The following is a 13,835-nucleotide window of genomic DNA, read 5'->3' as shown; positions in this document are numbered from 1 at the left end:
GGTGTCAGTTAAGGCCTCAATGCTCCCGGTTCAAATGCAGGTTGTCGATCAGCCGGGTCTTGCCCATAAACGCCGCCGCCAGAATCACCAGATCGCCATCTTGCTCAGTCGCAGGACGCAGGCTGGTGGCTTCGCGGATTTCCAGATAGTCGGGCCGAAATCCTGCAGCTTCGAGCTGGCGCTTGCCCGCATCCAGCAAGGTAGCGAAGTCTTTGTCGCCGCCATCAACCGCTGCGCCGATCTGCTGGATGACCTTGTAAAGCACAGGCGCGGTCGCGCGCTGTTCTTCATTGAGATAACCGTTGCGCGATGACAGCGCCAGGCCGTCGTCGGCGCGAACGGTAGGTTCACCAATGATCTGGATCGGCATGTTCAGGTCGCGAACCAGCGCGCGGATGACGGCCAGTTGCTGAAAGTCTTTTTCGCCGAACACGGCCAGATCAGGCTGGACCATGTTGAACAGCTTGCTGACAACCGTCGACACACCGTCGAAATGGCCGGGGCGACTGGCACCGCACAGACCTTCGGAAATAACCGGCACGCTGACCACGGTCTGATCCGTCATGCCATGCGGGTACATTTCTTCTACGTTAGGCGTGAACAGCAAATGACAGCCCGCTTCGATCAGTTTTTCCTGATCGGCTGCCAGTGTGCGAGGGTAGGTCGCGAGGTCTTCGTTGGGGCCGAACTGCATCGGGTTGACGAAAATGGTCGCCACGACGAAGTCAGCGCGTTGTGCTGCTTTGGTCACCAGGGCCGCATGGCCGCTGTGCAGATTGCCCATGGTAGGCACCAGGCCGATCCGTTTGCCTTCACTGCGCGCACGAGCGATAGCAGCGCGCAATTCGCGTACGGTTTTTACTGTGTTCATGCCGAGAATCCGTGTTCAGTGCCGGGGAAGCTAACGTCTTTGACTGCGCTGACATAGGCGCGCAACGCTGCCTGGATGTCAGGCTGGCCGACCATGAAGTTCTTCACGAACTTGGGCACGCGCCCGGTAATTGAAAGGCCAAGCATGTCATGCATGACCAGCACCTGGCCGTCAGTAGCGCTGCCCGCGCCAATGCCGATGACCGGTATTTTCACCGCATGGCTGATTTCCTGAGCCAGCTCGCTCGGCACGCACTCCAGTAGAATCATCGCCGCACCTGACTGTTCCAGGGTGATCGCGTCAGCACGCATTTGCCGCGCCTGGATTTCCAGACGGCCCTGAACCTTGTAACCGCCCAGTACATTGACCGATTGCGGGGTCAGACCCATGTGCGCGCAGACAGGAATGCCGCGATCGGCCAGCAGCCGAATCGACTCAGCCAGCCACGCTGCACCTTCAATCTTGACCATGTGCGCACCGGCCTGCATTAGCGCAGCGCTGTTGGCGTAGGTCTGCTCAAGGGTCGCGTAGGACATGAAGGGCAAGTCAGCCATGATCAGCGCGCCCTGATTGCCGCGTTTGACGCTGGCAACGTGATACGCCATGTCGGCGGTGGTCACGGGCAGTGTGCTGTCATGTCCTTGCAGGACCATCCCCAACGAGTCGCCGACCAGCAGGATTTCGACGCCGGCCTCGTTGGCGGCATGGGCAAAGGTCGCGTCATAGCAGGTCAGCATGGTGATCTTTTCACCTTTTTGCTTAAGTGCCTGCAACGACGTTACGGTGATATCTGGCATGGAAAAGTCCTCTGTCAGGCGCGGTGAACACTACGGCGAGCAGCGCGTGAGATTCATCCTGGATAAGCAGGTACACCGTCGTGTGCGGTGTTTGAAAGCTGCCTGCTTGCGCCCATAAGCCAGCGAACGGGCTGGCGGGACGCCTATCTTCGTGACGAGGGGGGATTAAGTCAATTGCCTGCATTACTGGTTGAGCTACCGGATCAGCGCTGTGTTACCGGGCGCCTGGCTATTACGCCTTAGGCACCAAACGCTCAATGCCTTCAAACGGGCATCGGGTCAGTAATTTGCTCAGGGAGCGGCCGTCGGCCAGTTGCAAATCGGGCGCAAGTTCAGCCAGCGGGTAAAGCACGAAAGCCCGGGCCTGCATGTGGTAATGCGGCACTTTGAGGCGTGGTTCGTCGATCAGGCGCTCGCCGAATACCAGAATATCGAGGTCCAGTGTTCGCGGGCCCCAGCGCTCGGTGCGTTCACGGCCCTGGTCCAGTTCGATGGCCTGGAGCGCGTCGAGCAGGGCAAGAGGTTCCAGGGTGGTGTCAAGCGCAGCAACGGCGTTGGTGTAACGCGGCTGGTTGGGCAACAGCGAGTCACTTAAATAAAAGGACGAAACGCCGACCCACTTGCTCTGCGGCAGCCTTGCCAATGCCCTGATGGCATGGCGCAGTTGCTCGGCGGGGGCAGCCAGATTGCTGCCCATACCTATATAGACGCGTTCCAAGCTGTGTTACTCGCCTGATGCAGCCGGTTCGCCACCGGCACGCTTGCGTTTGGCGCCGCTGCTGCGACGACGTTTACGCGGGGCACCCGCTTCGGGTTTGCTGCCCAGCTCGCTGATCATAGTCCGACGTTCGCTGTCGTTGGCGTCCTGATAGTCAGTCCACCAATCGCCCAGGCCGTCGGTTTCTTCGCCGGCGCTTTCACGCAGCAGCAAGAAGTCGTAACCGGCCCGGAAGCGCGGGTTGTCGAGCAGCAGGTCAGCACGCTTGCCGGAGCGGCGCGGCAGACGTTCCTGCATGTCCCAGATTTCCCGGATCGGCATGGTGAAGCGCTTCGGAATCGCGATACGCTGGCACTGCTCGAGGATCAGCTCGTTGGCCGCTTCCTGCATGGCAGGGATTGGCGGCATGCCGCGTTCTTGCAGGCGCAACACTTTGGCTGGCAGCGCAGGCCACAGCAGGGCCGCGAACAGGAAGGCCGGGGTCACCGGTTTGTTCTGCTTGATCCGCAGGTCAGTGTTGGCCAACGCCTGGCTGATCAGTGTGTGGGTATAAGTCGGACGGTATTCCAGAGCCTTGGCGCTGGCCGGGAATAGCGGGTCGAACAGTTCCAGATCCACCAGCATTTCAAAGGTGGGTTCGGCGTAACCGGACAGGAACAGCTTGAGCACTTCTTCGAACAAGCGTGCCGACGGAATATCGCGCAGCATCGGTGCCAGGGGACGAATCGGCGTGGCGCTGTGCTTTTCGATACCGAAGTCCAGCTTGGCGGCGAAACGCACGGCGCGCAGCATGCGGACCGGGTCTTCCTTGTAACGCTGTTCTGGATCGCCAATCAGGCGGATCAGGCGGTTGCGGATGTCGTGTACGCCGTTAGCGTAGTCGAGGATGCGCTCGCTGACCGGATCGTAATACAGGGCGTTGATCGTGAAGTCGCGGCGTTGGGCATCGTCTTCAAGGGTGCCGTAAACGTTGTCGCGCAGAATCCGGCCGCTTTCGTTACGCGAGGACTGGTTGCTGTCCTCTTCTTCGTCGTCTTGCGGATGATTGGCGCGGAATGTGGCGACTTCGATGATTTCACGACCGAAATGGATGTGAACCAGCTTGAAGCGACGGCCAATGATGCGGGCGTTACGGAATTCGGCACGGACCTGTTCAGGCGTGGCGCTGGTGGCGACGTCGAAATCCTTGGGCGTGATGTTCAGCATCAGGTCACGAACGCAGCCGCCGACCAGATAGGCCTGATAGCCGGCATTTTGCAGGCGCTCAACGATATTCACCGCATAACGGCTGAATTGACCGCGTTGCAGCGAGTGTTGGCTGCTGTTGAGCACTTCAGGCGTGCTGCGGATATGTTGCTGCGGTTTACGCAGTGGAGTACGGAATGACTGGAACAGCTTCTTCAGCATGGGATGCACTGTTTGAAGGAATATTCGGCCATAAACGAAGAATGACCGCATGATGGGCGGGGATTCTAGCATTTAGTCAGGGGATGGTGTAGGAAGCTGCGCGATGGCGTTAAACCCAATAGAGCTATGTGATTGTCTGTAGGAGCGCACGAGCACCGCGAGGCAGCGATGGCGGTGTTTCAGACAGAACGCTATCGCTGCCTCGCGGTGCTCGTGAGCTCCTACGGGGGATCGCATCAGTTCTGGGGGATTGGCTGTATCAGGAGGGAATAATCTTCAGAAGCTACTGGGGGAGCCGAAGCTCCCCAAAGTGTGTGCTCTTATTTTTATTTTGTCTGTGGGCTTCTTGTTTTTGTTGAGTGCCCATTCACGAGACTTTCGTCTGTGAAACCTCCCAATCGGGAGTCAAGAGCAAACGGATTGCTTTGGTCGCTGTGTTGCAATGATCATTCGATCCAACCAGTTCAGGCGCTACCTATGGGTAGTTTTTGTTGTTCTCGGCCTGGTTGCGGGGCAAGCCCCAAATACAACGCCTCTCCAAAAGAATCAGTTAGCTGCGCCTCCGCCGTGTTGTTCTTGTTATGCGTGAGTCGATTCGTATTGTTTTTATTATGGTGTGTTGCACTGCGTGTTTTTGTTGTTCTTGTACTAGAGATATAGCAGGACCTGTGCCAACTTTTGAAAACCCTTTAAAACCGGGGGCTGTAGCCATTCAGGTTTTTTGCAGGCCTAAAAAAGCCGGGGTTTTCGTTACCGTAAACCCCGGCTTTTGTTACGTACCTCGTGTGAGGTAACAGTTTCCGGATTGCCCGGAACGTGCAGGCCAGAGCCTATGCACCATCAAATCAGGTTTCGCTGGCGACGCCTTTGCGACGTGGAATGCCCAGACGTTGACGACGTTCCCACAGGCATTTACGGCTGACGCCCAGTTTGCGCGCCAGCTCTGTCTCGGTCATGTGGTCCTGATGTTCCAGAACGAAATGCTGGAAGTAGTCTTCAAGGGACAGATCTTCCGTAGGCTCATGGCTGGTGGAACTGGCAGAACCTTGTTGCGGTGCCAGGCCAATGAAATCTTCATCGTCCAGGTCGCTCAGCTCGACGTCGATGCCCAGCAGCTCAGCGCAAATCTCCGGGCTTTCACACAGAATGACTGCTCGCTCCACTGCGTTTTCAAGCTCACGCACGTTACCGGGCCAAGTGTATTGGCGGATGGCGAGCTCGGCGTCGGGCGCAAACCTCAGGTCGTTACGACCGGCTTTCAGGCTTTGACGAGCCAAAAAGGCACGGGCGATATCCAGCACATCGTTACCGCGTTCGCGCAATGCCGGGAGCTTCAAGGCAATGACGTGCAGACGGTAATAAAGGTCTTCGCGGAACTGGCCGACTTTCGCCAGGCTTTTCAGGTCCCGGTGGGTAGCCGCGATCAGGCGCACGTCCACTTTCTGTGATTGCACGGAACCCACGCGACGAATCTCGCCTTCCTGCAGAACGCGTAATAACCGCGCCTGGGCTTCCAGTGGCAACTCGCCGATTTCGTCGAGGAACAGGGTGCCGCCATCGGCCGCCTCTACCAGCCCCGCTCGACCCGCGCTGGCCCCCGTAAAGGCGCCTTTTTCATGACCAAACAGTTCGGACTCGATCAGCGTTTCCGGGATCGCCGCGCAGTTGACCGAGATCATGGGTGCTTTTGCGCGACGCGACAGGTTGTGCAGGGCGCGGGCCACCAACTCTTTACCTGTTCCGGATTCACCCTGAATCAGTACGTTGGAGTCGGTTGGGGCCACTTTGCGGATCTTGCTGTAGAGATCCTGCATGGGCGCGCAGGAACCAATGATGCCGATCTCGCCATTACTGTTATCAACACCGGCTTTATCCGGGTTGGCAGCTTTGGCGGCATTACGGTCAGCCTGCATGCTTTGCACGGTTTGGCGATCACGCAGGATGCGGGCAACCGCTTGCAGCATTTCGTCGTGATCGAATGGCTTGGCGATGTAATCGACGGCACCCATTTTCATGGAGTCTACTGCCGAGCGCAGGCTCGCATAGCTGGTCATGATCAGCACCGGTTTGCCCTCGCCGAGCTTTATCAGCTCAGTGCCGGGAGCTCCGGGCAAGCGCAAATCGCTGACGATCAGATCAAACGAGGGAATGCTGAAACGTTCCTGGGCTTCCTGCACCGAACCTGCTTCGCTGACCTGATACTGGTTACGTTCCAGCAGGCGACGCAGGGCGGAGCGGATGATGGTTTCGTCTTCGACGATCAGAATATGGGGCATTTATTCAATTCTCTCGACGGGCTCAGTTCACGGCGGACGTCGCGTCGACATGTCGCGGCAGAGTTACCCTGATACGGGTCCCGCGCTCGTGCTCGGTATCAACCGGGCTGTCGATAGTGATCTGTCCATAATGCTCTTCAACGATGGAATAGACCAGTGCAAGGCCTAGTCCGGTCCCTTCACCCGGGTCCTTGGTAGTGAAGAACGGTTCGAACAATCGATCCATGATTGCTTTGGAGATTCCACTGCCTTCGTCTTCTACGATCAGATCGACAGTGTGTTCGGATGCTTCGCTTCTGACCCGGACTGCACTGCCTGCGGGCGAGGCATCACGCGCGTTGGAAAGCAGATTGATCAAGACCTGTGCAAGCCTTTGCGGATCGCCGTCGACCCAATGCTCCGGATTGCACAGGTTATAAAACTGGACTTCGAAGTTACGACGGTTCAAGGCCAACAGACCAATGGCATCCTGCGCCACTTCGGCCAGGCAAACGGCTTCATCGCTGTGTTGGTGACTGCCCGCATGGGCAAAGCTCATCAGCGATTGCACAATCCGCGAAACACGTTTGGTCTGTTCGAGTATCTGGCTGCTGATTTCAGTCAGCTCACCATCGTCCTCACGTTCTTCGCGCAGGTTTTGCGCAAGACAGGCAATGCCGGTGATCGGGTTGCCGATTTCGTGAGCGACCCCGGCGGCCAGGCGGCCGATGCTCGCCAGACGTTCGGAGTGCACCAGCTTGTCTTCGAGCATTTGTGTGTCGGTCAGGTCTTCTACCAGCAGCACCAACCCGCTGTTACCGGGTGCGAGCGGCTCATCAATGGCTGCTTTGTGCAGGTTCAGCCAGCGTATTTGGCCGTCCAGTGCCAGGCGTTGTTTGTGCAAGTGTTCGTCGGGCAGGTGGATAAAGCCGCTGAGCAGTTCTTTCCAGGGTTCTGCAATCGTCTCAAGCCGTGAGCCCACTACACGTTGGGCCGCAATGCCGGTGAGTTCTTCCATGGCTTTGTTCCACATCAGGATCTCCTGATCCTTGGCCAGCGAGCACACACCCATTGGTAATTCCTGAAGCGTCTGGCGGTGGTAGCGACGCAGGGCATCAAGTTCAGCCGCCAGCCCGGTGAGGCGCGAGTGGTAATCCTCAAGCCGGCTTTCAATGAAGTGAATGTCTTCGGTGACGTAGTTTTCGCCGCTGGACTTGTAGGGCAGGAACGTTTCGACCATGTCCTGTGCCACGCTGGGGCCCATCAAGCCAGAAAGGTTGGCCTCGATTCTGTCCCTTAAGCGACGCAGTGCGTAAGGCCGACGTTCGTCGAATGGCAGGTAGAGATCACGCAACGCCTGTTCGACTTCTTTCTGCGCAGCCTTGGCTCCCAGCGGTTTGGCCAGTTGGGTGGCAAATTCCTGAGGGGAGACAGCGTGCAGTTCACGGCGCTGTGGGCGACGAACGTTGTCCACCGCACACGCCTCGGCGGCACTGGCTTCTTCGGGGCTCGGGTTGCTGAACAGCGAAATCAGCGTGAAGACCAGCACGTTGACGGCCAGCGAAGCAATCGCTGCCATGTGCCAACTGGTCTCGGTCAGTTTGTAGATCTTGTCGAGGAGCGGTAGATAGACGCTTTGGAGGTCGCCAATCAACGGCAACAACATGCTGAAGATCCAGACCGTGATACCCGCCAATAACCCCGCGATGAAACCCCTGCGATTGGCGGCGGGCCAATACAGCACGGAGAGTACGCCCGGCAGGAATTGCAGCGTGGCGACAAACGCGACGATGCCCAGATTGGCGAGATTCTGCTGGGCACCCAGCAGCAGGTAGAAACCGTAGCCAGCCATGATGATCGCGACGATCAAAGCGCGGCGGGTCCATTTCAGCCAGCGGTAGATATTGCCCTCTGCCGGAGGCTGATAAAGCGGCAACACCAGATGGTTCAGCGCCATGCCGGAGAGTGCAAGGGTGGTGACGATGATCAGACCGCTGGCCGCCGACAAACCGCCGACATAGGCCAGCAACGCCAGGGACTTGCTGTTCACCGCGATGCCAATGCCCAAAGTGAAGAACTCGGGACTGGTGGTGGCGCCAAGTTTGAGCCCTGCCCACAAAATCAGCGGCACAGCCAGGCTCATCAACAACAGGAACAGCGGCAGGCCCCAGCTCGCGCTGACCAGCGCCCGCGGGTTTAGATTCTCGGTAAACGTCATGTGGTACATGTGCGGCATGACGATGGCTGAGGCGAAAAACACCAGTAACAGTGTGCGCCATGGGCCTTCCTGCAGCGGGGTGTGGAGGGCTGCGAGAGTGGTCTGATTTTGCAGCAGCCACAGTTCAAGTTGTTGCGGGCCGTCAAACACCCCATACAAGGCATAGAGGCCGATACCGCCAATGGCCACAAGTTTGATGACCGACTCGAAGGCGATCGCGAACACCAGGCCTTCGTGTTTCTCGCGGGTGGCGATATGGCGCGAACCGAAGAAAATCGTGAACAGGGTAATCAACGCGCAGAACGCTATGGCGACGCGATCCTGTACGGGCTCGCGGGTCAGGATGCCAATCGAATCGGCCACTGCCTGGATCTGTAACGCTAACAGCGGCAGCACGCCAATCAGCATGAAAATGGTGGTCAGCGCCCCGGCCCAGGTACTGCGGAAGCGAAAGGCGAACAAGTCCGCCAGGGACGACAGTTGATAGGTACGGGTAATGCGCAGGATCGGATAGAGCAGCACCGGCGCGAGCAGAAAAGCGCCGGACACGCCGAGATAGCTGGACAGGAAGCCGTAACCGTACTGATACGCGAGACCGACCGTGCCATAGAACGCCCAGGCACTGGCGTAAACACCGAGCGACAGCGTGTAAGTCAGCGGGTGGCGGATGATCCAGCGCGGTATGACCCCGCGTTCGCTGATCCAGGCCACGCCAAACAGCATCAGCAGATAGGCGGCGCTGACCAGAATCATCTGGGTCAGGCTAAAGCTCATCGGCATCTTTTTGGCTCTGGAGAATGAAGGTCACCACGATCAGAATCAGCCACAGCAAATAAGGCCGATACCACGCACCCGTAGCGTCGATCCACCAGTCCATGATGGCCGGTGAAAACAGGTAAATGCCGACTACCAGCAACAGGACCAAGCGGTAAATATACATTTGGCCTCCTTCACGATTCATTCGTGTTGCGGCAGTTGAGGAGCGGCATGGTAACGGATGGCGAGTAACCTGCAAGCGTCGCGTAAGCCGCTGTCCGTATCAGTTTGCAGCGACCGCTCTATCTCAGTCTATCCGGGCCTCTTCAAGGTTCCGTACGCGAGGGATAGCGGAAACGTTCCAGCGCCCGATTGCCCATTTCAGAACTTCCTGAGGCGTGCCGTAAGCGAGCCCTGATTCTGGTTCCTGACCGAGTGCGCGCAGGGCTCGTAATAGCAGTGGAGTTGCCTGATCCGCTTCCAGTGGCGGTGAGCGGTAGCTTTTCCCGAGCTTGTGGCCATCGGGCTGGGTAATGAGCGGTACATGCAGATAATGCGGCTGTGGTACTCCAAGCAACTCCTGGAGGTATAGCTGGCGTGGGGTAGAGTCGAGCAGGTCGGCACCGCGCACGATATCGGTTATGCCCTGCATGGCGTCATCGATGACAACGGCCAGTTGATAGGCGTACAGCCCGTCGCGGCGACGGATCACAAAGTCACCGACTTCTCGGCCAAGGTGTTGCTGGAACGGGCCTTGCACCCGGTCTTCGAACCGGTACAGCAGTTCAGGGACGCGAATTCGGATCGCTGCGTTATCTGGCGAATGCCCGGCATTTCTACAGGTGCCCGGGTAAATACCCTGAAATGGTTCGAGTTGTTTGCGCGAGCAGGTGCAGGCGTAAGCAAGACCATGACTGAACCAGCGATTGATGACTTCCTGATAGACCTCGTGGCGATGGCTCTGGGTGACCAGTTGCCCGTCCCATTCGAAGCCATAGCGTTCAAGCGTCTCAAGGATGGCCGCCTGGGCACCGGCTACTTCACGCGGCGGATCGAGGTCCTCCATGCGCATCAACCATTGCCCGCCGACTGAGCGCGCGTCGAGATAAGACGCCAATGCTGCGACCAGTGAGCCGAAGTGCAGGTAACCGCTGGGCGTCGGCGCAAAGCGCCCGATGTAGGAGGGGGATTTCATGAGGCGGGATATTACTGGAGATTGTTGGATATCTGTAGGAGATCGGCCTGTGCCACCGACCTGTAGGGGCGCACGAGCACCGCGAGGCCGCGATGGCAGTGTTTTTCAGGCAGAACGCCGCGCTCCTACAGGGAGAGCATTGGGCAATTGGTTGAGCTCAAAAACAATAAAGGACGCCGAAGCGTCCTTTATGTGTGCAAGGTTGCGGGTCGTGTTACTTGCCGACCTGCTTTTCCTTGATTTCAGCCAAAGTCTTGCAGTCGATGCAAAGGTCAGCAGTCGGGCGGGCTTCGAGACGGCGGATGCCGATTTCTACACCGCACGATTCGCACCAGCCGTATTCTTCGTCTTCGATCAATTGCAGCGTCTTGTCGATCTTCTTGATCAACTTGCGTTCGCGATCACGAGCACGCAGTTCGAGACTGAATTCTTCTTCCTGGCTGGCACGGTCGGCCGGGTCAGGAAAATTGGCAGCTTCGTCCTTCATGTGAGTCATGGTGCGATCGACTTCATTCATCAGATCCTGCTTCCAGCGATTCAGGATTTTAGTGAAGTGACCGCGCATTTCAGCGCTCATATACTCTTCACCCTTACCGAGTTCGTAAGGCTTGAAGTCACCGTTCAGCTGGTTGTTCTGCTGCTTTTCTTGGGTGGGCATGAATGGACCGCCTCTCACTCTTTAATCCATTGCGCAGGAAAATATCCATCACCGGCACCTGCCGGCCCTGCGGCTGCAAGCGGGCGAACTTACCAGATCGAATCGGAGCGCGCTACTCCCGGTTGTCGAGCGTGCATTCGACCTGGGCGGTTAATGGCCGTTGCAACAGACGCGGGCTTGAGGAAAACGTTCAACGACTGAAACTCGTTACACTCATTTGGATGGATTTAGGTCCATTCTCTGCTGTTTGCCGGGGCGTGATTAACTTTCCTTTGCAGGTGAGTGCTTGGGTAGAATCGCTCCTCATTTTGCATGCCCACAGGCATCCGGCCCGATTAATTAAGGAAGGCTAATGGCTCAGCCCTACAGTGCGCGCAGTCGCGCCATCGAACCCTTTCATGTCATGGCATTGCTGGCGCGGGCCAATGAGCTGCAGGCCGCAGGGCACGACGTGATCCATCTTGAGATCGGCGAACCTGACTTCACAACCGCTCAACCCATCATTGAAGCTGGTCAGGCGGCGCTGGCGGCGGGCAAAACCCGATACACCGCGGCGCGAGGCTTGCCTGAGTTACGTGAAGCCATCGCGGGTTTTTACGACCAGCGCTACGGCGTGAACGTCGATCCCGGCCGTATTCTCGTGACGCCAGGTGGTTCGGGCGCGCTTTTGCTGGCCAGCAGTTTATTGGTCGATCCGGGCAAGCATTGGTTGTTGGCTGACCCTGGTTACCCCTGTAACCGTCACTTTCTGCGCCTCGTTGAAGGCGCGGCGCAGTTGGTTCCGGTCGGTCCACAGGAGCGTTACCAGCTGACCCCGGATCTCGTGGCGCGGCATTGGGACAGTGACAGTGTCGGCGCGTTGGTCGCATCGCCTGCAAACCCAACGGGTACGCTGTTGAGTCGCGATGAACTGGCGGGGCTTTCCGCATCGCTTAAAGCGCGCAACGGTCATTTGGTGGTGGACGAGATCTATCATGGCCTGACCTACGGCACCGATGCTGCCAGCGTGCTGGAAGTCGATGACAATGCCTTCGTCTTGAATAGTTTTTCGAAATATTTCGGCATGACGGGCTGGCGTCTTGGCTGGCTTGTTGCGCCTCAGGAAGCCGTCGCTGATCTGGAAAAACTGGCCCAGAATCTCTACATCAGTGCGCCGAGCATGGCCCAATACGCGGCACTGGCCTGCTTCAAGCCACAGACGCTGGAAATTCTCGAACAGCGCCGTACGGAGTTCGGATTGCGTCGGGACTTCCTGTTACCCGCCCTGCGCGAGCTGGGCTTCGGGATTGCCGTTGAGCCGGAAGGCGCGTTTTACCTGTATGCCGATATCAGCACGTTCGGGGGCGATGCTTACTCCTTTTGCCAGCACTTCCTTGAAACCGAGCATGTTGCGATCACTCCGGGGCTGGATTTTGGTCGCTTTCAGGCGGGGCATCATGTGCGTTTCGCTTACACCCAAAGCCTGCCGCGTTTGCAGGAAGCGGTTGAGCGGATTGCTCGCGGGCTAAGGAGCTGGCAAGGCTGATGCGTTTTTCTCCAGAGCTTGAACAAGGTTTGCTGTTGGTGCGCTACAAGCGTTTTCTGGCCGATATTCAAACCGACACTGGCGAGTTATTGACCATTCACTGCCCTAACACCGGCTCAATGTTCAATTGCATGATGCCGGGCGGACGGGTGTGGTTCAGCCGCTCCAATGATCCGAAACGCAAATTGCCGGGCACCTGGGAGATCAGCGAAACCCCTCAAGGTCGCCTTGCCTGTGTCAACACCGGGCGGGCCAATACGTTGGTCGAAGAGGCGTTGCGCGGCGGAGTAATTACCGAACTGAACGGATTTACCGCTCTTAAGCGGGAAGTGGCCTACGGGCAGGAAAAAAGCCGGGTGGATTTTCGTCTGGACTACCCGCAAGGGCCCGCTTATGTGGAGGTAAAAAGTGTCACGCTGGGCTTTGATGGCAGTTCGGTAGCGGCTTTTCCGGATGCGGTCACTCAGCGTGGTGCGCGCCATTTGCGGGAGTTGGCGAGTCTGGCTCGTGAAGGTGTGCGGGCAGTGCTGCTGTATTGCGTGAACCTCACCGGTATCGAAGCGGTAAGACCTGCGCAGGAAATTGACCCAGGCTATGCCGCGGCATTGCGCGAAGCCGTTGCTGCAGGCGTAGAGGTGCTGGCGTATGGCGTGCAGTTGACGCCCGAGGAGGTCTTCATCGACAGGCCGCTGCAGCTTCGCTGGGCGAGTGATTTGGATCAGTCAGTGCCAGGTGTGTCGATCCAGATACCTTGATGATCTTCGTGACTGGTAATCCCGGTCAGGGATCGTCCTTCACAGGGGCCAGCGACGCATTCGCCGCTTTCAATGAGGAACAACGCGCCGTGGGTCGCGCAGTGGATAAGGCTCGCGCTGTCGTCCAGGAACTGGTCGGGTTGCCATTCCAGCGGGACGCCACGGTGCGGGCAGCGATTGTGGTAGACGAATACCTGCCCGTTGCGCCGTGTAGCGAACAGTTTGCGGCCATTGATTTCAAACCCTCGGCTTTGGGCTTCCGGCAGTTGATCGCCAGTGCAGAGCAATTTCAACAGGGCCTCCGTGGGGCTTGTGACGTTAGAGTGTTCTCAGGCAGGTAGTGTGGCAGTTCTCTTCGGGGTTGGGGATGTCGCGTTGAGGTGCCAGCGGCCGGGATCTGTGAAAAAACGCATGACTCACTAAAAAGCGTTTTTTGCGGACCGGCTTTAACTGAAGGTGGGCCGGTACATTCGCCACGTCCTTCGCCAGAAATAAAGTCCTCCCGGCCAAAGCCATTCCTGCGGACTTGCGTTTGCCGCGAAACAGAAAGCTGCCGTAAATAGCGGGATGGAGCAGCAGATATCCATCGGTTCCGTTCCCCAAGCACCGACTGCTAATTCGGACATTTCCGGTTATCACGTAGTCCACCTCTCTCTTCACCTTGGCGGCGATTCTTTGGC

12 protein-coding genes are annotated in these 13,835 nt (G+C 57.8%); 2 read left to right on the top strand and 10 right to left on the bottom strand.

Going from position 1 to position 13,835, the window contains the following annotated elements; all coding sequences use genetic code 11:
* Window positions 1-16: 16 nt before the first annotated feature.
* The 9 genes from panC to dksA form a co-directional block, all read right to left on the bottom strand.
* On the bottom strand, window positions 17-871 hold the full coding sequence (gene panC, locus AUC60_RS10420; protein WP_087266456.1) for a pantoate--beta-alanine ligase: 855 nt from the start codon (window positions 869-871) through the stop codon (window positions 17-19).
* Entirely contained in the window at window positions 868-1,668 is an 801-nt protein-coding gene (gene panB / locus AUC60_RS10415; RefSeq protein ID WP_087266455.1) for a 3-methyl-2-oxobutanoate hydroxymethyltransferase, read from the bottom strand. Before panB ends, panC begins: the two co-directional genes overlap by 4 nt.
* Before the next feature lie 232 nt (window positions 1,669-1,900).
* Window positions 1,901-2,365 (bottom strand): 2-amino-4-hydroxy-6-hydroxymethyldihydropteridine diphosphokinase, encoded by a 465-nt coding sequence (folK, locus tag AUC60_RS10410; protein ID WP_087266452.1) that lies wholly within the window; start codon window positions 2,363-2,365, stop codon window positions 1,901-1,903.
* Window positions 2,366-2,392: 27 nt separating this feature from the next.
* Window positions 2,393-3,793 carry a polynucleotide adenylyltransferase PcnB gene (locus tag AUC60_RS10405; protein WP_087266451.1) on the bottom strand — a complete coding sequence of 467 codons (1,401 nt, stop codon included), beginning with the start codon at window positions 3,791-3,793 and terminating at the stop codon, window positions 2,393-2,395.
* A gap of 845 nt (window positions 3,794-4,638) precedes the next feature.
* Window positions 4,639-6,069, bottom strand: a complete 1,431-nt coding sequence (locus AUC60_RS10400) for a sigma-54-dependent transcriptional regulator (RefSeq protein ID WP_087266449.1) — start codon at window positions 6,067-6,069, stop codon at window positions 4,639-4,641.
* Window positions 6,070-6,091: 22 nt separating this feature from the next.
* Window positions 6,092-9,046 carry a sensor histidine kinase gene (locus tag AUC60_RS10395; protein WP_087266447.1) on the bottom strand — a complete coding sequence of 985 codons (2,955 nt, stop codon included), beginning with the start codon at window positions 9,044-9,046 and terminating at the stop codon, window positions 6,092-6,094.
* A complete protein-coding gene (locus tag AUC60_RS10390; RefSeq protein ID WP_003176118.1) occupies window positions 9,030-9,206 on the bottom strand; it encodes a hypothetical protein in 177 nt (58 codons plus the stop codon). Before AUC60_RS10390 ends, AUC60_RS10395 begins: the two co-directional genes overlap by 17 nt.
* A 123-nt stretch (window positions 9,207-9,329) precedes the next feature.
* Window positions 9,330-10,217 (bottom strand): tRNA glutamyl-Q(34) synthetase GluQRS, encoded by an 888-nt coding sequence (gene gluQRS / locus AUC60_RS10385; RefSeq protein WP_087266445.1) that lies wholly within the window; start codon window positions 10,215-10,217, stop codon window positions 9,330-9,332.
* A gap of 214 nt (window positions 10,218-10,431) precedes the next feature.
* Complete coding sequence (dksA, locus tag AUC60_RS10380; RefSeq protein WP_087266443.1) at window positions 10,432-10,875, bottom strand: RNA polymerase-binding protein DksA; 444 nt, start codon at window positions 10,873-10,875, stop codon at window positions 10,432-10,434.
* Window positions 10,876-11,227: 352 nt separating this feature from the next.
* On the opposite strand from dksA, the gene AUC60_RS10375 reads away from it, so the two are divergent.
* Both AUC60_RS10375 and sfsA read left to right on the top strand, forming a co-directional pair.
* Window positions 11,228-12,400, top strand: a complete 1,173-nt coding sequence (locus AUC60_RS10375) for a pyridoxal phosphate-dependent aminotransferase (protein ID WP_087266441.1) — start codon at window positions 11,228-11,230, stop codon at window positions 12,398-12,400.
* Window positions 12,400-13,155, top strand: coding sequence for a DNA/RNA nuclease SfsA (gene sfsA / locus AUC60_RS10370; protein WP_087266439.1), 756 nt, complete (start codon window positions 12,400-12,402; stop codon window positions 13,153-13,155). The genes AUC60_RS10375 and sfsA overlap by 1 nt, the downstream gene beginning before the upstream one ends.
* Here the strand turns inward: sfsA and AUC60_RS10365 are convergent.
* Window positions 13,119-13,448, bottom strand: a complete 330-nt coding sequence (locus tag AUC60_RS10365; protein WP_087266437.1) for a Rieske (2Fe-2S) protein — start codon at window positions 13,446-13,448, stop codon at window positions 13,119-13,121. The two genes, sfsA and AUC60_RS10365, sit on opposite strands and share 37 nt — an antisense overlap.
* Between the last annotated feature and the right edge of the window lie 387 nt (window positions 13,449-13,835).

This window comes from Pseudomonas caspiana, from assembly GCF_002158995.1.
GTDB classification, from domain to species: domain Bacteria; phylum Pseudomonadota; class Gammaproteobacteria; order Pseudomonadales; family Pseudomonadaceae; genus Aquipseudomonas; species Aquipseudomonas caspiana.
Note: the sequence above shows the minus strand (reverse complement) of the source record. Positions and strands in the feature narration are given on the sequence as shown.